We start from the raw sequence: 21380 nt of genomic DNA, 5'->3' as shown, positions 1-21380 counted from the left end.
CTCACTCGGCCGTTATCTGAAAAGGGGGCGACGGCGCGCGTCGCCCCCTTTATTGTCTCGGGGCCATGAACGTCCATGCCCCGACCGTTTCGCACACCGCCCATAGCCCGGTTGCGACCCACCCGTCCGTCTGTCCCCATGACTGCCCGTCCGTCTGCGCCCTGAAGGTGGACGTGATGGCCGACGGCCGCATCGGCCGGGTGCATGGCTCCAAGGACCAGCCCTATACCGCTGGCGTCATCTGCGCGAAGGTCGCGCGCTATGCCGAACGGGCGAACCACCCGGACCGCCTGACCCATCCTCTATTGCGCACCGGCCCCAAGGGCTCCGGCCAGTTCACCCGCATTTCGTGGGACGAGGCGCTGGACCGGGTGGCCGAGGGCCTGCTGAAGGCCGAGCGGGAGCACGGCGCGGAGTCCGTCTGGCCCTATTATTACGCCGGCACCATGGGCCTCGTGATGCGCGACGGCATCAACCGACTGACCCATGTGAAGCGCTATTCGCGCTTCTTCTCCTCCATCTGCGTCAATCCCGCCTGGAGCGGCTACATGGCCGGCGCCGGCCGCATCGCCGGCGTGGACCCGCGCGAGATGGCCTCCTCCGGCCTCATCACCCTGTGGGGCACCAATGCGGTATCCACGCAGGTCAATGTGATGACCCACGCCATCCATGCGCGGAAGCGCCATGGCGCGAAGATCGCGGTGGTGGATGTCTATCGCACGCCCACCATGGAGCAGGCGGACATCCCCCTCCTCATCCGCCCCGGCACCGACGGGGCGCTGGCCTGCGCAGTCATGCATGTCCTCTTCCGCGACGGCCTCGCCGACCGCGCCTATCTGGACGCCTACGCCCGCGACGCCGCCGCGCTGGAGGCGCACCTTTCCACCCGCACGCCGGAATGGGCCTCCGCGCTCTGCGGCCTGCCGGTGGCCGAGATCGAGGCCTATGCGCGGCTCGTGGGCACGACGCCGGCCTCTTACTTCCGCATCGGCTACGGCTTCTCCCGCAGCCGCAACGGCGCGGTGAACATGCACGCTGTGGCGTCCATCCCCGTGGTTGCCGGCAGCTGGCAGCACTTGGGCGGCGGCGCGCTCCATTCCATGTCCGGCACCTATGGCTGGCGCAAGAAGATGATCGAGGGGTTGGACAAGCTCGATCCCACCGTGCGCGCCCTCGACCAGTCCCGCATCGGCCCCATCCTGGTGGGCGAGGAGGATGCGCTCGCCGGCGGCGGCAAGGTGGCGGCGCTCCTCATCCAGAACACCAATCCCGTCGCCGTCGCCCCCGAGCAGGAGAAGGTGAAGCGCGGCTTCGCGCGGGACGACCTGTTCGTTGCGGTCCACGAGCAGTTCATGACCGATACCGCGAAGATGGCGGACATCGTGCTGCCGGCCACCATGTTCACCGAGCATGACGACATCTATGGCGCGGGCGGGCATCCGCACATCCAGATCGGCACCAAGATCGTCGAGCCGCCGGGCGAGTGCCGCACCAACCACGACGTGATCTGCGCTTTGGCCTCGCGCCTCGGAGCCGAGCATCCCGGCTTCGCCATGACCGCGCGCGAGCTGATCGACTGGACCCTGCGCGAGAGCGGCCGCGGCCCGGTGGAAGCGCTGGAGGACGCCCGCTTCATGGATGTGGCGCAGGAGTTCCGCGCCGCCCATTTTCTGGACGGCTTCGCCCATCGCGACAAGCGCTTCCACTTCGCGGTGGACTGGGCCAACCTCTCCTTCCCCGCGCCCGGCAAGTTCGGCCCGGTGGCGGACATGCCGGCCCTACCCGACCATTGGGCGGTCATCGAGGAGGCGGATGCGGACCATCCCTTCCGCCTCGTGACGGCGCCGGCCCGCAACTTCCTCAATTCCTCCTTCACCGAGACGCCCACCTCTCAGGAGAAGGAGGGCGCGCCCTCGCTGCTGGTCCATCCGGAGGATGCAGCCGCGCTGGGCGTGGTCGAGGACGATCTGGTCGCGGTGGAGAACCCGCGCGGGCGGGTGGAACTGCGCGTGCGGCTGTTCGACGGGCTCCGGCGCGGCGTCATCGTCTCGGAGCAGATCCAGCCGGCCGGCGCCCATCGCGGCGGGCGGGGGATCAATACGCTGACGGGGGCCGACCCCGTGGCTCCGGTCGGCGGCGCGGCGTTTCACGACAATAAGGTGCGGGTGGTGAAGATCGGGGCATGAGGCTCCCACGCCCGGCGGACTGTTCCCCGGACAAGCGACGGCGCAGCCGGAGCGCTGATCCGGGGGCCAGCGCAAGAGTTCGGCGCAGCGGGCAATGCCCAGGTATCGCACCTCAGGAAGCGCCTGCGGCGGTCGTTTGCGCTGGGCTCCGGCTCGCATTCCGCTGACGCTCCATGCGTACGGAGCACGAGGCTTGCCCTCACACCCCCGGCGAAACCAGCGGCGGCAGACCGCCCTTGGCGCCGGTGATCTCCACCCGCTCGTCGGCGACCTTGAGGCGGCCGGCGGCCAGAAGCTCCAGACCCTTGGGATAGATCACGTGCTCCTGTGCCAGCACACGGGCGGCGAGCACGTCGGGGGTGTCATCGGCCTCCACGCCCACGGCGGCCTGGAGGATGATCGGGCCCTCGTCCATCTCGGCGCGCACGAAATGCACGGTGCAGCCGTGCAGGCGCACGCCGGCCTCCAGCGCCCGCTCGTGGGTATGCAGACCCTTGAAGCTCGGCAGGAGCGAGGGGTGGACGTTGATCATCCGGTTGCGCCAGCGCTCCACCAGCCAGGGGGTGAGGAGGCGCATGAAGCCGGCGAGGCAGACGATCTCGATGCCCTCGGCCTTGAGGTACGCATCCAGCGCCGCATCGAAGGCGAGGCGGTCGCTGTAGCCCTTGTGCGAGAGCACGAGGGTCGGCACGCCATGATCCTTGGCGAAGTCGAGGCCGGCGGCGTCCTCCCGGTTGGAAAGGACCAGCGCGATCTCCGCCGGGAAGTCGGGCGCCTCGGCGGCCTTCACCAGCGCCGCCATGTTGGAGCCGCGGCCGGAGATCAGGATCGCGGTGCGCTTGGGCGCCGCCTCGCTCACGACGCGAACCCGAAGTCGGCGGCCCCGTCATAGACCACATGGGCCGCGCCGCTGCCGGGCTCGATGACGCCGAGGCGGATGACCGTCTCGCCCGCGGCGGCGAAGGCGTCGGCCACCTCCTCCTCGCGATCCACGGGCACCACCACGGCCATGCCGACGCCGCAGTTGAAGGCGCGCAGCATCTCCTCCGGCGCCACCGCGCCGACGCTGGCGAGCCAGCGGAAGACCGGGGGAACGATGAGGTTGGAGAGGTCGATGCGGGCGATGGTGCCGGCCGGCAGCACGCGTGGCAGGTTCTCGGTGATGCCACCGCCGGTGACATGCGCGAGCGCCTTCACCGCGCCGGTCGAGCGGATGACGGACAGCACGCTCTTCACATAGAGCCGGGTGGGCGTGAGCAGCGCGGTGCCGAGGTTCTTGCCCTTGTGGAAGGGCGCCTCGTCGGTCCAGGCGAGGCCGGAGCGCTCGACGATGCGGCGCACCAGCGAATAGCCGTTGGAATGCACGCCATCCGAGGCGAGGCCGAGGATCACGTCGCCCGGCCCCACGTCCTTCTTCGGCAGCAACTCCGCGCGCTCGACGGCGCCGAGGGAGAAGCCGGCGAGATCGTAGTCGCCGTCGCGGTACATGCCCGGCATCTCGGCCGTCTCGCCGCCGATAAGGGCGCATCCGGCCGCCTTGCAGGCCCGCGCGATGCCCGCGACGATATGGGCGCCCACCTCCGGCGCGAGGCGGCCGGTGGCGAAATAATCAAGGAACAGCAGCGGCTCGGCGCCCTGAACGACCAGATCGTTGACGCACATGGCCACGAGGTCAATGCCGATGGTGTCATGGACGCCGGTATCGATGGCGATCTTGAGCTTGGTGCCGACCCCGTCGGTGGTGGCGATGAGGAGCGGGTCGGCGAAACCGGCCGCCTTCAGGTCGAACACGCCGCCGAAGCCGCCGATGTCCGCGTCGGCTCCCGGCCGGGCGGTGGCCTTCACCAGCGGCTTGATGAGATCGACGAGCCGGTTGCCCGCATCGATGTCCACGCCCGCGTCGCGGTAGGAAAGTCCGTCCTGAGCCATTCCGTCCTCGTCTTTGCGCGGGGCCAGAGGCGGTTCACCGGGCAAATTGATCCAATTCGCCCGGTCAACCGCCCGCCTTCTCGAAGAAAGAGCACGCGCTGACAGGGGCGTGCTCTAGCCGCGAACGCGGGTCAAAGCAAGGCAGAGTGCCGCTCTTCGCCGTCTTGCACAGCGGGGCGGCAGGCCCGCACCATGGCGGCGACCTGCTCCACGTCGTCCCGGAACGGCAGGGTCCGCCGCCAGACAAGGCCGATGGTGCGCGACGGCGCCGGATCGGGAAAGCGCAGCAGGCGCACGCGGGGGATGTGCCCGCCCTCGGAGGCGACGAACATCTGCGGCAGCAGCGTCACCCCCTGCCCGTTGGCGACGAGCTGGGCCAGCGTCGACAGGCTGGACGCGCCGAAACGGCGCAGCTGTCGGGCATCCACCTTGCGGCAGACGTTGAGCGCCTGATCGCGGAAACAGTGGCCGTCCTCCAGCAGCAGGAGGTCGGCGGCGAGGATGTCCTCGGCGGCGGCGGTCTCGCCCGGAAAGTCCGCCGAGCTTTCGGGAACGGCCAGCAGGAACGGGTCCTCGAACAGCGCCTTGGTCTCCAGCGCGGGATGCTCCACCGGCAGGGAGAGGATGACGAGGTCGAGATCGCCATGGGCGAGGTCGTTCACCAGTTGCTCGGTCTGGCTCTCCCGCAGCGCGATCTCCACGCCCGGCCAGCGCCCCGCCATCTCCGGCAGCAGGCGGGGCAGGAGATAGGGCGCGATCGAGGGGATGACCCCGAGCCGCATCCGCCCTTCCAGCAGGCGCCCGCGATCGCGGATGGTGCGTTCCATGTCGGCGAGGGCGGCGAGCACGCCGCGGGCGCGGGAGGCCGCCTCCTCGCCCACCGGCGTCAGCCGCACGCCGCTCCGCCCCCGCTCCACGAGGCGGACGCCGAGGGCTTCCTCCATTTCGCGGATCTGCATGGAGAGGGCCGGCTGGGTGACGGCACATTCCTCCGCCGCGCGGCCGAAATGGCGGTGGCGGGCGAGGGCGTCGAAGTAGCGAAGCTGACGGGTGGAGAGCACGCGATAAGATTACCTTATCGAAAACTCAATGCAATCTGATTTGTCCTTATTCCAACTCACGGCCATGCTGCGCCCCGGTTGATCCGCAGCCGTCACGGCGCGAAACCAAGCAGGGAGCCCTTCATGACGCGACCCACCCTCACCACCACGGCCGGAAACCCGATTTCCGACAACCAGAATTCGCTCACCGCCGGGCCGCGCGGCCCGGTGCTGATGCAGGACTACCAGCTCATCGAGAAGCTCGCCCACCAGAACCGCGAGCGCATTCCCGAGCGCGTGGTCCACGCCAAGGGCTGGGGCGCCCATGGCACCCTCACCATCACCGGCGACATCTCGAAATACACCAAGGCCAAGGCGCTGCAGCCCGGCGCGCAGACGCCGATGATCGCCCGTTTCTCCACGGTGGCCGGCGAACTCGGCGCTGCGGATGCCGAGCGCGACGTGCGGGGCTTCGCGCTGAAGTTCTACACGCCCGAGGGCAACTGGGACCTCGTGGGCAACAACACGCCGGTCTTCTTCGTCCGCGATCCCTACAAGTTCCCGGACTTCATCCACACCCAGAAGCGCCACCCGAAGACCAATCTGCGCTCGCCCACCGCCATGTGGGACTTCTGGTCCCTCTCGCCGGAGAGCCTCCACCAGGTGACGATCCTGTTCTCCGACCGCGGCCTGCCCGTGGGCGTGCGGAACATGAACGGCTACGGCTCGCACACCTATTCCTTCATCAACGAGGCGGGCGAGCGCTTCTGGGTGAAGTTCCACTTCAAGACCCTGCAGGGCCACAAGCACTGGACCAATGGCGAGGCCACCGAGGTGGTCGGCCGCACCCGCGAATCCACGCAAGAGGATTTGTTCACCGCCATCGAGCGCGGCGAATTCCCCAAGTGGAAGGTGCAGGTGCAGGTGATGCCGGAGCTGGATGCGGAGAAGACCTCCTACAACCCCTTCGACCTCACCAAGGTGTGGCCGCACGGCGAGTATCCGCCCATCGACATCGGCGTCATGGAGCTGAACCGCAATCCGGAGAACTATTTCAACGAGATCGAGCAGGCGGCCTTCTCGCCGTCCAACATCGTGCCCGGCATCTCCTTCTCGCCGGACAAGATGCTGCAGGCCCGCATCTTCTCCTACGCGGACGCGCACCGCTATCGCCTCGGAACGCATTACGAGCACCTGCCGGTGAACGCCGCCAAGTGCCCGGTGCACCACTATCACAAGGACGGCGCCATGCGGTTCTTCCCGCAGATGACCGGGAACACCGACGCCTATTACGAGCCCAACTCGTTCAACGGCGCCACCGAGGATGCCAAGTATGCCGAGCCGCCGCTGAAAATCTCGGGCGACGCCGAGCGCTACAGCCACCGCATCGGCAATGACGACTTCTCCCAGCCGCGCGCGCTGTTCGAGCTGTTCGACGCCGGCCAGCGCCAGCGGCTTTTCAGCAACCTCGCGGCGGCCATGTACGGCATCCCGCAGGAGATCGCCGACCGGCAGATCGCCCTCTTCACCAAGGTCCACCCGGAGTATGGGGCGGGCGTGAAGGCGGCGCTGGAGCAGGAGACCCGCGCCAAGGCGGCGGAAACGGCCCAGCAGCAGAAGAACCCGGCGGGCCCTGTCGCCGCCGAGTGACGTGATCCCGGAGCGGGGGTTTGCCGGGAGCCCCAACCCGGCAAACGGAAAGGGGGCGCGCCTTGCCGGCGCGCCCCCTTTTTATGCGTCCCTTAGGGAAGATCAGTCCTCAAGCACCTTCAGCTTGAACAGGAGGCCCGCAAGATAGGCGCCCACCAGCGGCACCACGATGAACAGCCAGAGCTGGGAGATGGCTTTGCCGCCGGCGAACAGGGCCGGACCGATGGACCGGGCCGGGTTCACCGACACGCCGGTGACGGGGATGAAGACGATGTGGATCATCACCAGCGACAGGCCGATGGCGAGGCCCGCCGCCTGGGTGATCCCCGCCTTCGAGGTGGAGCCAAGGATCACCACCAGGAAGATGAAGGTGCCGACCAGCTCGGCAATGATCGCGGCGCCGAGGCCGTAGCCGCCGATATAACCCTCGCCCCAGCCGTTCTGGCCGAGGCCGGATTTGGCGACGTCGAAGCCGGCCAGCTTGCCGGAGGCGATCATGAACAGGATGGCGGCGCCGACGATGCCGCCCAGAATCTGCGCAATCCAGTATTTCGGCACTTCGGAGGTGGGAATGCGTCCCGCGGCCCAGACGCCGACGGTGACGGCGGGATTGATGTGGCAGCCGGACACATGGCCGATGCCGTAGGCCATGGAGGTCACGGCGAGGCCGAAAGCGAAGGCGATGGCGAGCATTCCGATGGGTGCGGAGCCGTAGCCGGTGAGCACGGCCGAGCCGCAGCCGAAGAGAACGAGAACCGCAGTTCCGATGAACTCGGCGACGTATTTGTTCATTGCCCAGTCTCCCCTGCGCGCCACGCCGGTGGGGGACCGGGCGATCCGGCGCGCATCCATCAGGTTCAGGAGCAGAATTCCCCGTCCGGACCGAACGAGACCGGGCGGACCCGCTCCCTCGCGGCGCCCCCGAAGGCCAACCGCAGCTCAAGCCAACTCCCGCCAACGGCAGAGATCAAGACTGCAACTTCAAATCTAAGCCACCCATCTCCACCTTTTTGGCGTGCGGCAGCGCAGCATCGCCTGCCGCGCTCGCGAAAAGATGAACGGAAAGTAAAGGCCCGTGTCGGCACGGGTTCAGGGGGAACGTCGTACAAGGGCGATGAAATCGTCCTCCATTGAGGGGACGACGCGGCGCCCTCCGGCGTTCTAAGCCGGCCACGCGACGACGAACCGAGACCTGTGCCATGAAGACCTCCTCCCTGCTCGCGGCCGCCGCGACCACCTTCATCGCCATCGCCGCCTGGGGCGGTGGTGACCTCGTGCGCGCCTTCCCCAGCGATGCCGCCCCCACCCTGGCGAAGGTGGATACGCCCGCCGCGCGCCCGGCCGCCTACCAGTGGCGCGACTATTGGGACCGTGACGGCGCGGAGGCCACGACGCGGGCCTGCCCGGCGCGCAAGAGCATCAGCATGTCGTGGGAGGGCCCCCGCCTCTCGTGGCAGCGCAACTGCGCGCGTCCCATCTGAGCTTCATGCTCCTCGCGCCACGGTCGGGCGCCGCAGGACGGGAGCCCCTCCGGTCACGCTGACGTTGGCCCGCGAACATGTTAGGTGTTCGCGCCCCGGCGTTTCGGGGAGGGAGGGACTTCATGATGCGACTATGGACCGGCGCCTCAGCTGCCGCGCTGGTTGCAGCGGCGATGCTGTGGACCGCGACGGCCGACGCCCAGCAGCCCCCGTCGACAGCACAGGCGCAGAGCCAGACCGCGGCCTCGCCCTCCGCGCCTCCGACCTGGCCGCGCGTCTATGACCTGCCGGACAACCAGGTGCTGCAGCTCTATCAGCCGCAGATCGACGCATGGAACGGCGACACCATGTCCGGTCGCGCCGCCGTCGCCATCGGCGTGAAGACCGGCGCCCCGACCTACGGCATGGTGAAGTTCAGCACCCGCGTCGCCATCGACAAGCCGGCGGGCCTCGTCCACCTGGCCACCTTCACCATCGAAGGGGTGCAGGTGCCCACCGAGCCGGCCAAGGCGAGCGAGATCCGCTCCGCGCTCCAGACCCGCCTGCCGCCCGACGGCATCACGGTTCCGCTCGACCAGCTCCAGGCGAGCTATGCGGTGAACCAGGAACTGGCCAAGGTCCAGACCCAGCCGGTGGACAACACCCCGCCGCAGATCCTGTTCGCCACCACCACCACCATCCTCATCCCCATCTCCGGCGAGCCCGTGCTGCGGCCGATCAAGGGCGTGAGCGGCTTCCAGCGGGTCATCAACACCCAGCCGCTGCTGCTGAAGGATGAGGCCGGCACCTATCACCTCGAAGCCGCCGGCCACTGGTACGAAACGCCGAACCTCGGCGGCACCTGGATCGTCACGCCCCAGGTCTCGGACGCTCTCGCCTCCGCCGGCAAGGCGGCCAGTGCGGAGAGCCCGGCCGATCCGCTCCTCGGCAGCGACAAGAAGCCGATCAACCCGGCCCCGGCCATCATCGCGGTCACCAAGCCCACCGAGCTGATCCAGACCGACGGGCAGCCGCAGATGCTGCCCGTGGCGGGCACCAACCTGCTCACCATGAACAATTCCGACCATGCGGTGTTCATGGAGACCACCTCCAACACCTACTACGTCCTGATCTCCGGCCGCTGGTTCAAGGCCGCCGATCTCAAGGGGCCGTGGGCCTTCGTCGCCGCCAACGCGCTGCCGAGGGACTTCTCGAAGATCTCGCCGAACGATCCGAAGGCGAACGTGCTGGTCTCGGTCGCCGGCACGCCGCAGGCCAAGGAAGCGGCCATCGCCGCCACCATCCCGCAGACCGCCACGGTGAAGCGCAGCGTGGAACTGAAGGTCGCCTTTGAGGGCGCGCCGAAGTTCGAGCCCATCAGCGGCACCGCGCTCGCCTATGCGGTGAACACCGCGACGCCGGTGATCCGCCTCGCGCCCGACCGCTTCTATGCGGTCAACAACGGCGCGTGGTTCGTGGCGGTCGATCCGGCCGGCCCGTGGCGGGTCGCCGATGTGGTGCCGGACGTGATCTACACCATCCCGGTGTCCTCGCCCCTGCACTACGTCACCTACGTGCGCATCTACGGGTCCACGCCGGACGCGGTGGTGGTGGGCTATACCCCCGGCTACATGGGCGTCGTCGTCGCGCCCGGCGGCACGGTGGTCTACGGCACCGGCTACAATTGCGTCGGCTATGCCGGCTTCGCAGACTGGTACTCCTGCCCCGTCACCTATGGCGTCGGCGCCGGCTTCGCGCTGGGCCTCGACACCGGCTTCGCCTTCGGCTTCGCCGCCGGCTGGGGCTGGGGCGCGGCGGTGTACCCCTACTGGGGTCCCTACTGGCATCCCTATGGTCCCTATGGACCCTACGGACCCTGGGGCGGCCACTGGGGCTACACCAACCTGAACCAGGCCAACCTCTACGGCCGCTGGGGCGGCGCTGCCACCGTCAATCACGCGTGGGGCACCACCTGGAACGGCACGGACTGGTCGGGCCGCGACTGGCATGGCACCACGGCCAACGGCACCAATTTCGCCGGCCGCTCGGGCGCCGCGTTCAATCCCTATTCCGGCAACTACGCCGCCGGCCGGGAGAACAGCCGCTACAACCCCACCACCGGAGCCCGTGGCGAAAGCCGCGCCGGGGTGGAAGGCAACGCCTATACGGGCAATGCCGCCGCCGGACGTGAATCCGCCGGTGCCAATCCCACCACCGGCACCTATCACGCCTCCCAGACCGGCGTGACGGACAAGAACGGCAACCTGAACGTCGACAGCCGCGGCGTCGCCGGCAATGCCAAGACCGGCAATGCCGTCGCCTGGGATAACGGCCATGTGGCCGTGGACCACGACGGCAACGTCTACCAGCACAACGACAACGGCAGCTGGAGCCAGCACACCAACTCCGGTTGGCAGAACACCAGCCGCGACACCTCCAGCCTCGACAACGAGGAGCGGGCCCGCGCCACCAGCAGCCAGCGCGTGTCGAGCTACGGCGGCGACGGCTTCGGCGGCGACGCCTATGGGCGCGGCGACTCGTTCGGCTCGGGCGGGTTCGATCGCGGCTTCGGCGGTTTCGGTGGCGGTGACCGCGGCGGTGACTTCGGCGGTGGCGATCGCTTCGGCGGTGGCGGCGGCTGGGGCGGCGGTGGCCGCGGCTTCGGTGGCGGGTTCGGTGGCGGGTTCGGCGGACGCCGCTGATCCTGTCCCCCGCGAAAATGCGAAAGGCCGGGCTCGCGCCCGGCCTTTTCATTTCAAGTGTCAGATGGTCAGGCCGCCCGGCGGGCCTCGAACGTCTCGCCCGCCAGCAGGCGCTGCACCCGACTCGGAGCAAACTCCTCCGGCACGGCGCACAGGCCGAGGCGGACGCACAGCCGGCCGAGGCGCGGATCGGCGGTGGCCATGGTGAAGGGGATGGCGAGCACATAGCCCGCCAGCACCGGCGCCGCCCACAGGGCCAGCACCGGCTGAACCGCCAGCAGCGCGGCAAGAACGGCGAGACCGAACACCGTCTGCGGCCAGAACGCCCGTGCCGCGTGGGCGAAGTCCACCCCATGGCCGTCGCGGGCCTGGGCCCGCCAGGAAACCTTGGCGCCCCAGGAGGCGCGCACCCGGCCCAGCAGCAGGCGCCCCATCTCCAGCGTCACCGCCATGGCGGTGATGGCGCTGAGCAGGAAGGAGAACACCAGCTCCACCGCCACGGATGCGGCAAAGCGCAACGCCCCGCCGTAGCGGGCGGCGCCGCCCGACGTCAGCACCACATCGGCGACACCGGCGAGCTTGGGCAGGAGCGCCATGGCCATCATCCCCCCGTAGAGGGCGAGAGCGAGGCCAGTTGGATAGGCCGGTCCGGCCTCCGCCGCCGCCAGCGGCAGCAGCGCCAGAAGCGCCGGATGGGCGGGCACCGTCACGAACATCAGGATGGCCCACACGAGCTGAAAGCGGCTCATGCGCTGAAGGCTCGCCGCGAGGCCGGGCACCGCCAGAAGGCGCAGATACTGGAGATTGCCGAGGCACCAGCGCAGGTCGCGGCCGACGAAATCGGTGGCGGCGGGCGGGTTCTCCTCATAGCTCTCGCTTTCCACCGGCAGAACGCGCACCTCGTAGCCGGCGCGGCGCATGAGCACGGCTTCGACCTGATCGTGGGAGAGCACCGGTCCGCCGAAGGGGGCCCCGCCGGGCAGCTCCGGTAAGTGGCAGGCATCGCGGAAGGGGGCGACGCGGATCACCGCATTATGCCCCCAGAACGGGCCGCAATCCCCCGCCCACCAGCTCGCGCCGAGGGTGTAGCTGCGCATGCCGTGGCGCATGCCAAACTGGAAGATGCGCCCGAACGCGCTCTGGGACGGCAGACCGACCACCAGGCTCTGCAGGATGCCGAGGCGCGGATAGGCCGCCATGAGCCGCACCATGGAGAGGATGGTGTCCGCTCCCATCAGGCTGTCGGCATCCAGCGGAAGCATGAAATCGTAGCGATCGCCAGAGTCCGTGCAGAAGGCGCGGATGTTGCCGGCCTTGAAGCCGGCATTGTCCGCGCGGCGGCGGTAGAAGATGCGGGCAGGTCCCTCCTGCGCCCGCCACGCCGCCACCAGTGCTTCCTCGGCGGCTGCGATCTCGGGACGTGACGTGTCGCTGAGGACGTGGAAGTCGAAGGCGGCGCCATGGCCGGAGAGGTCGAGGTCCGCCTTCACCGCCTTGAGCCGCGCCAGCGCCCGCGCCGGGTCCTCGTTCCGCACGGTGAGGAGAATGGCGGTGCGTGCGCTGATGGGCCCTTCGGGCAGTGGCGGCGCGAGGAAGGGCGCCGCCGCCTCGACGCCTCGGCGCCGCCCGTGCAGCAGATAGAGACCTACCGCCGCATTCCAGAAGCCGATGGAGTTCCACGGCGTGATGGCGAGAGCGCAGACCAGCAGCAGCCCATCCACCAGCGAGAAGCCGTCATGAGCGCCCAGCGCCACCATGCCGGCGAGGACGAGGGCCACCGTCACCAGATTTGCCGCCAGCATGAACAGACGGCGCCGCCGGAGCGTTGAGAGCGGCTGGATCAAGGCCGGCGTCAGCGTGGCCGACGCGGGTGCGGGTTTATCGGGAAGCGTGGACAGTGGACCGGACCTCGAAGACATGCATAGCTCCCTGGGTGCCGGCGGCCCGCGGCGATGGAACCCCGAGCCTATACGAGAGCCAAAGCATGGCCGTTCAACCTGCGTCAACTTGCCACGCATCTCCGTTCGCGCGCGCGCTCTGGTACGTCGCGCCCGGCATCAGCGAGCTGCGCCCGGGCGTACTGCCCGCCGTGGACGAGGCGACGGCGCAGGTGCGCACCCTCTACAGCGCGGTCAGCCGCGGCACCGAGCGGCTGGTGGCCGCGGGGCTCACCGATCCCGTCCACCGCAAGCGCATGCGCGCGCCGTTGCAGGAGGGCGAATTCCCTTTCCCGGTCAAGTACGGCTACTGCGCGGTCGGCGAGGTGGAGGTGGGACCGCCCGAGCTTCTCGGCCGCCGCGTCTTCTCCCTCGCGCCCCATCAGGAGCGGTTTGTGGCGCTCACCGAGATGCTGGCCCCCGTGCCCGATGCCGTGCCGGCGCGGCGGGCGACCCTTGCCGCCAACATGGAGACGGCCCTGAACGCGGTGTGGGACGGCGGCGCCGGGCCCGGCGACCGCATCGTGGTGGTGGGCGCGGGGCTGGTCGGGCTGCTCGTCGCCTATCTCTGCGGCCGGCTGCCCGGCGCGGAGGTGACGGTGGTGGACACCGACCCCGCCCGCGCCGCCGTCGCCGCCACATTCGGCGCGCGCTTCCTGCCCGCCGAGCCCGGCCCGGCCGATCTCGATGCCGATCTCGTCTTCCACACCTCGGGCTCCTCGGCGGGCCTCAACATCTGCCTCGCCTGCTGCGGCGACGAGGGCCGTGTGATCGAGATGAGCTGGTACGGCGACCGGCCGGTGGACGTGGCGCTGGGGGGCGGCTTCCACCACAAGCGCCTCGCCATCCTCTCCTCGCAGGTGGGCGCGGTCAGCCCCGCCCGCCGCCCGCGCTGGAGCCGCCGCCGCCGCCTCCTCAAGGCGCTGGACCTCCTCGCCGACGACCGGCTGGACGCGCTCATCACCGAGGAGGTCGCCTTCAATGATCTGCCGGCCCGGATGCCGCGTATCCTCGCAGCCGGTGCGGAAGGGATCGCCACCGTGGTGCGCTACGGCTGAGGCCGGGCCACCGGACAGAAAGGACATTCAATGTATGCGGTAGAAGTGCGGGACCACATCATGATCGCCCACTCCTTCCGGGGCGACCTGTTCGGCCCGGCGCAGGCGCTGCACGGGGCGACCTTCGTGGTGGATGTGGCCTTCTACCGCGAGGACCTGACCGAGGAGGGCGTGGTGGTGGACATCGCCCGCGCCCATGACGCGCTGAAGGCCGTGCTCGGACCGCTCAACTACCGGAATCTCGATGAGGTGCCCGCCTTCGCCGGCCGCAACACCACCACCGAGGTGCTCGCCCGCCACGTGTTCGACCATATGGCCGCCGCCGCCCGCTCCGGCGATCTGGGAACCGGCGGCGACGGCATCGTGCGCATCCGGGTCTCGCTGCACGAATCCCACGTCGCCCGCGCCTGGTACGAGGCCGACATCGGAGCCGCCGCGTGACCGGTCACGCGCGGCCGGCGGTGGCCCTGGTCCATCCCGGCGACATCAATACGATCAGCGGTGGCTATGCCTATGACCGGCGCATCATCGCCGGGCTCACGGCGCAGGGCTTCGATGCGACGCCGCTCTCGCTCGAGGGCGGCTTCCCTTTTCCCACGGCCGAAGAAACCGATGCGGCCCTTGCCACTCTTGCCGCGACGCCGGCCGGCACCGTGCTGCTGGCGGATGGCCTCGCCCTCGGCGTCCTGCCGGGCGAGGGCCTGCGGCAGCTCGGACGGCCTGTGGTGGCACTGGTGCATCATCCCCTTGCGCTGGAGACTGGTCTGTCTGAGGAGGCCGCGACCCGCCTGCTGGAGAGCGAGACGGAGGCGCTCGCCGCCGCCGCCGCCGTCATCGCCATCAGTCCCGAGACGCGGCGGATGCTGGTGGAGCGCTATGGCGTGCCGCCTGAGAAGATCACCCTCGCCCTGCCCGGCACAGCCCCCGCCCACCGCGTTCCGGCGGATGGCCACCCGCCCCGGCTCATCGCGGTGGGGTCGCTGACGCCGCGCAAAGGCTATGGCGTGCTGCTCGACGCCCTCGCCGGCCTGGAGGATCTCGACTGGACGCTGACCATCGTCGGCAGCCCGGATCTGGAGCCCGAGACGGCGCGGGAGATCGCCGCGCGTGCGGCCGGACTGGGGCCCCGCATCCGCCTCGCCGGCACACTCGATGTGCCGGCGCTGGATGCGGCCTATGCCGCCGCCGACATCTTCGTCCACCCCTCCTTTTACGAGGGGTACGGCATGGTGCTGGCTGAGGCACTGCGGCGCGGCCTGCCCGTGATCTGTACCACCGGCGGCGCGGCGGGCGAGACGGTTCCAGACGGAGCCGGCCTCAAGGTGCCGCCCGGCGACGTGGATGCCCTCGCGGCCGCGCTGCGCGCGGTTCTCGTCGATCCCGCGCGGCGGCGGGCCATGGCGGATGCCGCCTTCGCCGCCGGCACCGCCTTGCCCGACTGGCCCGACACCGTGGCCGTCATCGGCCGGGTGCTGACGGAGGTCGCCGGACGATGACCGAGCTTGCGCCCGCGGCCGCCGCCACCTTCTCCGCCGGCTGGCTCGCCTTGCGGGAGCCCGCCGACCACCGTGCCCGCGCGGCGGCGCTGGAGGCGCAGCTGGCCGCCCGGCTAGCCCACGTCCCTGAGCAGCGCATCGTCGATCTCGGTGCCGGCTCCGGCTCGAACCTGCGGGCCCTCGCGCCGCAGCTTGGACCACGCCAGCACTGGGTGTTGGTTGACCACGACGACACCCTCGCCGAGGCCGCCCGGATCGCCTTCCGCGGCTTCGCGGACGGCTGGCGGGAGGACGGCCGCCTGCTGGTGCTCGATCTCGCCGGCAAAGAGGTGACGGTGGAATTTGCCCTGCGCGACATCGCCGCCGACCCGGCCGCACCGCTCGCCTTCCGGCCCCATCTCGTCACCGCTTCAGCGTTCTACGACCTCGTATCGGCGGACTGGTGCCGGCGCTTTGCGGCGGCGTTCGCCCGCAGCGACGTATTGGTCCATGCGGCGCTGACGTGCGACGGCCGGGATGCGTGGTCCCCGCCGCATGCGGCGGATGCGGGAATCGCGGAGGCCTTCCGCGCCCATCAATCAACGGACAAGGGCTTCGGCCCCGCCGCAGGCGCCGATGCCGCGGGCATCCTCGCGGCAGCGCTTGCCGCCGTCGGCTACGCCGCCGAGACGGCGGACAGCCCGTGGCGGCTCGACGCCGGCGACCGGCAGCTGATCGCCGCGCTGGCCAAAGGCACCGCGCAGGCGGCGGTGGAGAGCGGGCACATCCCGGCTGAGGTCGCAGCCGATTGGCATCAGGCGCGGGCGATGGCGCAGGGCTGCGTCATCGGCCATGTGGACCTGCTGGCGGTGCCACGCGGCTGAAACTCAGCTGCAGTTCGTGACCTGATTGGAGCAGATGCCACGCCACCAGCCGCGCTTGCCGTCGCGGCTCTTCGTCAGAGCCCAGTTGGCCGAGCAGGCATAGATGCGCTCCAGCGTGCCATCGATGGGCAGATTTCCGGAGGGATCGGCCGCGTCGTCGCCGGGCGGGATGTCCTTGGAATCGACGCTCGGCGCCTGATGCAGGCGCATGACAGGCATCTGCGTGTTGGCATAGGCGCCGCCGGCCTTGTCCGCCGGAATCCAGCCGGCGCCCTTGTAGGTCTTCGGATAGGAGCGCGGCGGCGGATCATCGTAAGGCGCACCGGGCGGGGTGGCATTGCGGATGCGGAACCAGCCGTCCTTGTAGCCGGTGATATCGAATTCCACGTGCCAGCTGTCGTCCTCGCCCTGTCCGGACTCGGGCGTATGGCGCGGCGGGGCGAGGGTGCCGACCACCTTCGCCGTCGCCGAGGGTGCGGCGCGCACGGCAAGACCCTTGCGGCTGGCGTCGATGGACCATGCCTTGAGACGGCAAGGCTCGACACCCGGCTCCGCCTTCTGCTTCGCGAGACCGGCGAGAATGTCCGCCTGCTCTTCCGCAAAGGGATCATCGCCCGCCGGGTCCTGAGGCGTGCGGGGGCGCACGATGGCGGAGACGACGCGGCGGGCATCCCCCTCCGGCGCCAGTGTCACCTCCAGCACCTGCCCAGGTGCGAAGGCGCTGCCCGGCGTTCTGGGATCGTCCGCGCCGGCAGGGAAGACCGCGATCAGCGCCGTCTGCCCCAGTTCGCCCGTGCGCAGCACGCGGCCGGCGACGAGCGTCTTCGGCAGTTGCGCCGTGGCGGCAGCGACCCAGGCCGCGTCGTCCGCGCGGGCCTCGCCGGCCAGCACGCCCAAGGCAGGCGCAAGGAGGAGAAAGCGCCTCATTGGGGCGCGATGATCTTCAGCGGGGTCGTGTAGGGCTCGACCCGCAAGCTGTCATTGCCGAGGATGCTGACGCGCGCCACCGGCGCCTGCTCCAGCGCCCCGTCAGGCCCCTTGCGCACCGCATAGCGCCAGAGCGTCACTTCGCCCTTCCCCTTCAGCGCCTTGCCGATGGCGGTGACATCGCTGCCGCCGAGCGCCGTTACGTCCTGCGGCGAGAGGCCGACGACGATCTCGTCCTTCACCGTGACGATCTTGAAGAGCGGCGTCGTCTCCGCGCCCGAGGCTGCTCCGGCAAGAACCAGAAGGCTGCCGACGACCAGCGACAGGGAGAACAGGCGGCGAGTGGGAAGGGTCATTGCGGCATCCTCGGGAGGGCGCATTGCAGCGCTCAAGGCCGACATTTCCCGAGGATGCGGGGATTTTCAACCGCCGCGTGCCGAAACGGCAGCAGGGCGGCAAACCGCTACCGCGCGGGCGAAAAAGACCTCATTCCAGCCCGGCGATGGCCCGCGCGAAATCCCGCGCCGCGAAGGGCTGGAGGTCGTCCTGCCCCTCCCCCACGCCGATGAGGTGGATGGGCAGCTTGTGCTTCGCCGCGATGGCCACGAGGATGCCGCCCCGCGCCGTGCCGTCGAGCTTGGTCATGACGAGGCCCGTGACACCCGCGATGCGCGCGAAGGCCTCTACCTGCGAGAGCGCGTTCTGGCCCACCGTGGCGTCGAGCACGAGGAGCACCGCGTGGGGGGCGGTCGGCTCCTGCTTCCTGATGACCCGGACGACCTTTTCCAGCTCCGCCATCAGCTCGGCGCGGTTTTGCAGGCGGCCAGCGGTGTCGATCATGAGGATATCGGCGTTCTGGGCCCGCGCCTCGGTGATGGCATCGTGGGCGACGCCCGCCGCATCCGCCCCCTGCTCGCGGGCGATGACGGTGGCGCCGGTGCGCTGGCCCCACACCTTCAGCTGCTCGATGGCGGCGGCGCGGAAAGTATCGCCGGCGGCGAGCACCACCTTGCGGCCTTCGGCGCGCCACTGGGAGGCGAGCTTGCCGATGGTGGTGGTCTTGCCCGAGCCGTTGACGCCCACCATCAGCAGGATGAAGGGCTTGTGCGCGGTGTCCACCACCAGCGGCGTCGCCACCGGGGCGAGGATGCGCTCCACCTCGGCGGCGATAAGGCTCTTCACCTCCTCGGCCGAGATCATCTTGTCGTGCCGGCCGCGCCCCACCTCCTCGACAATGCGCATGGAGGTCTCGACGCCGAGATCGGCGCGGATCAGCACCTCTTCCAGCTCCTCCAGCGTCGCCGCATCAAGCTTGCGCTTGGACACGAGGTCGGTGATGCCCTGCCCGAGGCTGGAGGCGGTGCGGGCAAGGCCCGAGGCGAGGCGGCTCCAGAACCCCTTGCGCGGCTCCGGGGCCGGGGCGGCGGGTTCCTCCGCCGGCGGAGGAAGATCGGGCGCTGCGGCTTCGTGAGCAATGGCCGGGGTCGGCTCAGGAGCAGGGGCTTCGAGCGGCTCAGGCTCAGCCTCGGCGACGGGCTCCGGCTCGACAGTGGCCAGCGGCCTGGGGGAGACCGTCGGCTCGGGTTCGGCGGGCTCAAGCGCGGGTGATTCGGCCGGCAACGCTGCGACGGGCTCCGGTACCGGCGGGGCGGCAGGCTCCGCCGCAGCATTTTCCACCGAGGTCGGCAGCGGCGTCTCCGGTGCGGCAGGCGCGGGCTCGGCGTCAGCCGAATCGGGAACAGGCGCGTCCGGCGGCGGCGCAGCCGGTGTTTCGGCCGCGGGCTCGCCTTTGAGCCAGCCCCAGAAGCCGCGCTTCTTCTTGTCGTTTCCGCCGTCCTGCTGGCTCATGCCCGAGATCCCATGAAATGCGTCACGCCGCGATGAGCCGCGCGCCGTCGTGCCCGGCGATCCTGAGATCGGCGAGGCTGCCGCGCGCGGCCGCGCCGGTCAGGCGCACCGGGGTGAAATGTTCGGTGTGTCCGCGCCCGCCGGCTTCCACCAGCACAGTGCGGCGGCGGCCGACCTCGGCCGACAGATGCCGGCGCAGCAGCACGGCCCCCGTCTCGCGCAGCCGCGCCGCGCGCTCGGCGACCAGCGCCGGGGAAAGCTGCGGCATGCGGGCCGCCGCCGTGCCCGGCCGGGCGGAAAAGGGGAAGGCGTGGAGGAAGGCGAGGCCCGCCTCCTCGGCGAAATCCCGCGTCGCGCGGGCCTGCGCCTCGGTCTCGGTCGGAAAGCCGGCGATGATGTCCGCACCCAGCACCACGTCCGGCCGTGCCTGCCGCAGCGCCGCGATGAAGGCCAGCGCCTCGGCCCGGCTGTGGCGGCGCTTCATGCGCTTCAGGATGATGTCATCGCCGGACTGGAGCGAGAGGTGCAGATGCGGCATCAGCCGCTCCTCCGCGGCGAGGGCGCGCATCAGCTCGACATCCGCCTCCACCGCGTCGATGGAGGAGAGGCGCAGCCGCTTCAGCTCCGGCACGCCGGCGAGGACCGCCCGCACCAGCCGTCCGAGGGTCGGCGTGCCCGGAAGGTCGGCACCGTAGGCGGTGAGATCGACGCCGGTGAGCACCACCTCGCCGTGGCCACTTGCGACGAGCCGCGCCACCTGCGCCACCACCGCGCCCATGGGCACGCTGCGCGAGGGGCCGCGCCCGAACGGGATGATGCAGAAGGTGCAGCGATGGTCGCAGCCGTTCTGCACCTCCACGAAGGCGCGGGTGTGCCCCTCGAAGCGATCGGCGAGATGGGGCGTCGTCTCGCGCACGGCGGAGATGTCCTGAACCTGCACCTTCTGTTCGGCGCTGATGCCGAAATCCAAAGAAGTGCGGGCGTCGGCCCAGCTGGCGGCGGAAACCTTCTCGGCATTACCGAGCACCAGATCCACCTCGTCCATGGCGGCGAAAGTCGAGGGCTCGGTCTGGGCGGCGCAGCCGGTGACGACGATGCGCAGGGACGGATCACGGCGACGGGCGCGGCGGATGGCCTGCCGCGCCTGCCGCACGGCCTCCGCCGTGACCGCGCAGGTGTTCACCACAAAAGCGCGATCGAGCCCGGCGGCCGTGGCGGCGCGGGCGATGCCGTCGCCTTCCAGCGCATTGAGGCGGCAGCCGAAATTGACCACCTCCAAAGCCCGCTCCACGCCCGGCCCTTCCGCCATCAGGCGGCCTCCCCCAGCATGGCGGGGGTGAGGGTGCCGGCGAATTCGTGCTCGACCGGACCGGTCATCAGCACATGGCCATCGCTCTCGCGCCACTCGATTTCCAGCGGCCCGCCGGGCAGCGTCACCGTGACGGCGCGGCCGGTGCGGCCCGTGCGGACGGCGGCGACGCCGGTGGCGCAGGCGGCGGTGCCGCAGGCCCGCGTGCGGCCGGCGCCACGCTCCCACACATGCAGCAGGATGCGGTCCGGCGCGGTGAGGCTGGCAAAGGAGATGTTGGCGCGCTCGGGAAAGAGCGGATGATGCTCCAGCGCGGTGCCGAGGCCTTCCACGTCCATGGCCCCGGCATCGGGAACGAAGAAGATGGCGTGGGGATTGCCCATGCTCACCATCACCGCCGGCCCGAGAGTCTCGAAGCCGGGGACGAGGACTGATGCCGTGTCGCCCACATCCTGCGCCAGCGGAATGTCCTGCCAGCCGAGGCGGGGGGCGCCCATGTCCACCTTCACCTGGCCGTCTGGGCGCACGGTGCAGTCCAGCAGTCCCGCCTCGCTCTCGAACAGGACATGGGACGTGCCGGTGCGCGCGGCCTCCAGCGCGGCGATGCAGCGGGTGCCGTTGCCGCAGGCGGCGGAGATGGAGCCGTCATTGTTGAGGATGCGCACGAAGGCGGCGGTGTCCGCCCGGCGCGGGGGATAAAGCACCATGGCCTGATCGAACGGCAGCACGGACGGCCGCGCCAGCGCCCGCGCGGCGGCGGGCGGCACCTCCACCGGATCGGCGCGCAGGTCGAGGACGAGGATCTCGTTGCCGAGACCGTTCATCTTCACGAAGGGGCGGTGGCTGAGCGGGTTCACGGGCGTCCGGGGCTGTCCTGAAAGGTCTTTGCCCTATATGGCGCCGTTGTGTCCATCACACCACCCCCGCGCCGCCCGCAACGCGCCGCAATGGCGCCGAACTGCAGCATGAGAACAT

Annotated in this window: 18 protein-coding genes; 8 read left to right on the top strand and 10 right to left on the bottom strand. The window is 70.1% G+C overall.

All coding sequences use genetic code 11. From position 1 onward, the window contains the following. Positions 1 to 65 precede the first annotated feature (65 nt). Positions 66 to 2186 (top strand): molybdopterin oxidoreductase family protein, encoded by a 2121-nt coding sequence (locus ACT535_RS11045; RefSeq protein WP_476364392.1) that lies wholly within the window; start codon positions 66 to 68, stop codon positions 2184 to 2186. 199 nt (positions 2187 to 2385) lie between these two features. Here the strand turns inward: ACT535_RS11045 and purN are convergent, their stop codons facing one another. From purN to ACT535_RS11030, 3 genes are all read right to left on the bottom strand, one after another. Continuing rightward, complete coding sequence (gene purN, locus ACT535_RS11040) at positions 2386 to 3045, bottom strand: phosphoribosylglycinamide formyltransferase (protein ID WP_168462260.1); 660 nt, start codon at positions 3043 to 3045, stop codon at positions 2386 to 2388. Continuing rightward, positions 3042 to 4115, bottom strand: coding sequence for a phosphoribosylformylglycinamidine cyclo-ligase (purM, locus tag ACT535_RS11035; protein ID WP_476364391.1), 1074 nt, complete (start codon positions 4113 to 4115; stop codon positions 3042 to 3044). Before purM ends, purN begins: the two co-directional genes overlap by 4 nt. 131 nt (positions 4116 to 4246) lie before the next feature. Further along, complete coding sequence (locus ACT535_RS11030; protein ID WP_476364390.1) at positions 4247 to 5176, bottom strand: hydrogen peroxide-inducible genes activator; 930 nt, start codon at positions 5174 to 5176, stop codon at positions 4247 to 4249. 123 nt (positions 5177 to 5299) lie between these two features. Between ACT535_RS11030 and ACT535_RS11025 the strand changes: the two genes are divergently transcribed. Continuing rightward, the gene (locus ACT535_RS11025) at positions 5300 to 6805 is read left to right on the top strand and encodes a catalase (RefSeq protein WP_476364389.1); all 1506 of its coding nucleotides are present in this window, start codon (positions 5300 to 5302) and stop codon (positions 6803 to 6805) included. A 102-nt stretch (positions 6806 to 6907) separates the two neighbouring features. Here ACT535_RS11025 and aqpZ read toward each other — a convergent pair whose 3' ends face one another. Beyond that, complete coding sequence (gene aqpZ, locus ACT535_RS11020; RefSeq protein WP_476364388.1) at positions 6908 to 7597, bottom strand: aquaporin Z; 690 nt, start codon at positions 7595 to 7597, stop codon at positions 6908 to 6910. A gap of 407 nt (positions 7598 to 8004) precedes the next feature. Between aqpZ and ACT535_RS11015 the strand changes: the two genes are divergently transcribed. Both ACT535_RS11015 and ACT535_RS11010 read left to right on the top strand, forming a co-directional pair. Further along, positions 8005 to 8286 (top strand): hypothetical protein, encoded by a 282-nt coding sequence (locus tag ACT535_RS11015; protein WP_476364387.1) that lies wholly within the window; start codon positions 8005 to 8007, stop codon positions 8284 to 8286. A gap of 122 nt (positions 8287 to 8408) precedes the next feature. Beyond that, the gene (locus ACT535_RS11010) at positions 8409 to 10967 is read left to right on the top strand and encodes a carbohydrate-binding family V/XII (RefSeq protein WP_476364386.1); all 2559 of its coding nucleotides are present in this window, start codon (positions 8409 to 8411) and stop codon (positions 10965 to 10967) included. A gap of 68 nt (positions 10968 to 11035) precedes the next feature. Here the strand turns inward: ACT535_RS11010 and mdoH are convergent, their stop codons facing one another. Then, entirely contained in the window at positions 11036 to 12886 is a 1851-nt protein-coding gene (mdoH, locus tag ACT535_RS11005) for a glucans biosynthesis glucosyltransferase MdoH (RefSeq protein ID WP_476364385.1), read from the bottom strand. A gap of 65 nt (positions 12887 to 12951) precedes the next feature. On the opposite strand from mdoH, the gene ACT535_RS11000 reads away from it, so the two are divergent. Genes ACT535_RS11000 through ACT535_RS10985 form a run of 4 tightly spaced genes read left to right on the top strand, consistent with a single transcriptional unit; the run spans position 12952 to position 16321 of the window. Then, positions 12952 to 13962, top strand: coding sequence for a zinc-dependent alcohol dehydrogenase (locus tag ACT535_RS11000; protein ID WP_476364384.1), 1011 nt, complete (start codon positions 12952 to 12954; stop codon positions 13960 to 13962). 30 nt (positions 13963 to 13992) lie between these two features. Then, positions 13993 to 14403: a 6-pyruvoyl trahydropterin synthase family protein gene (locus ACT535_RS10995; RefSeq protein ID WP_476364383.1), complete on the top strand. Its 411-nt coding sequence runs from the start codon at positions 13993 to 13995 to the stop codon at positions 14401 to 14403. After that, positions 14400 to 15458: a glycosyltransferase family 4 protein gene (locus ACT535_RS10990; RefSeq protein WP_476364382.1), complete on the top strand. Its 1059-nt coding sequence runs from the start codon at positions 14400 to 14402 to the stop codon at positions 15456 to 15458. The genes ACT535_RS10995 and ACT535_RS10990 overlap by 4 nt, the downstream gene beginning before the upstream one ends. Continuing rightward, positions 15455 to 16321 (top strand): SAM-dependent methyltransferase, encoded by an 867-nt coding sequence (locus tag ACT535_RS10985; RefSeq protein WP_476364381.1) that lies wholly within the window; start codon positions 15455 to 15457, stop codon positions 16319 to 16321. Before ACT535_RS10990 ends, ACT535_RS10985 begins: the two co-directional genes overlap by 4 nt. A gap of 3 nt (positions 16322 to 16324) precedes the next feature. Here ACT535_RS10985 and ACT535_RS10980 read toward each other — a convergent pair whose 3' ends face one another. From ACT535_RS10980 to dapF, 5 genes are all read right to left on the bottom strand, one after another. Further along, positions 16325 to 17248: an SH3 domain-containing protein gene (locus ACT535_RS10980; protein WP_476364380.1), complete on the bottom strand. Its 924-nt coding sequence runs from the start codon at positions 17246 to 17248 to the stop codon at positions 16325 to 16327. Then, the gene (locus tag ACT535_RS10975) at positions 17245 to 17604 is read right to left on the bottom strand and encodes a hypothetical protein (RefSeq protein ID WP_476364379.1); all 360 of its coding nucleotides are present in this window, start codon (positions 17602 to 17604) and stop codon (positions 17245 to 17247) included. Before ACT535_RS10975 ends, ACT535_RS10980 begins: the two co-directional genes overlap by 4 nt. Positions 17605 to 17734: 130 nt before the next feature. Beyond that, positions 17735 to 19096, bottom strand: a complete 1362-nt coding sequence (gene ftsY / locus ACT535_RS10970) for a signal recognition particle-docking protein FtsY (RefSeq protein ID WP_476364378.1) — start codon at positions 19094 to 19096, stop codon at positions 17735 to 17737. A 22-nt stretch (positions 19097 to 19118) separates the two neighbouring features. After that, positions 19119 to 20405, bottom strand: a complete 1287-nt coding sequence (mtaB, locus tag ACT535_RS10965; RefSeq protein WP_476364377.1) for a tRNA (N(6)-L-threonylcarbamoyladenosine(37)-C(2))-methylthiotransferase MtaB — start codon at positions 20403 to 20405, stop codon at positions 19119 to 19121. After that, positions 20405 to 21262 (bottom strand): diaminopimelate epimerase, encoded by an 858-nt coding sequence (gene dapF / locus ACT535_RS10960; protein ID WP_476364376.1) that lies wholly within the window; start codon positions 21260 to 21262, stop codon positions 20405 to 20407. Before dapF ends, mtaB begins: the two co-directional genes overlap by 1 nt. Positions 21263 to 21380: the final 118 nt, after the last annotated feature.

This window comes from Xanthobacter sp. DMC12, assembly GCF_056314105.1.
This window is presented reverse-complemented; position numbering and strand designations above follow the sequence as displayed.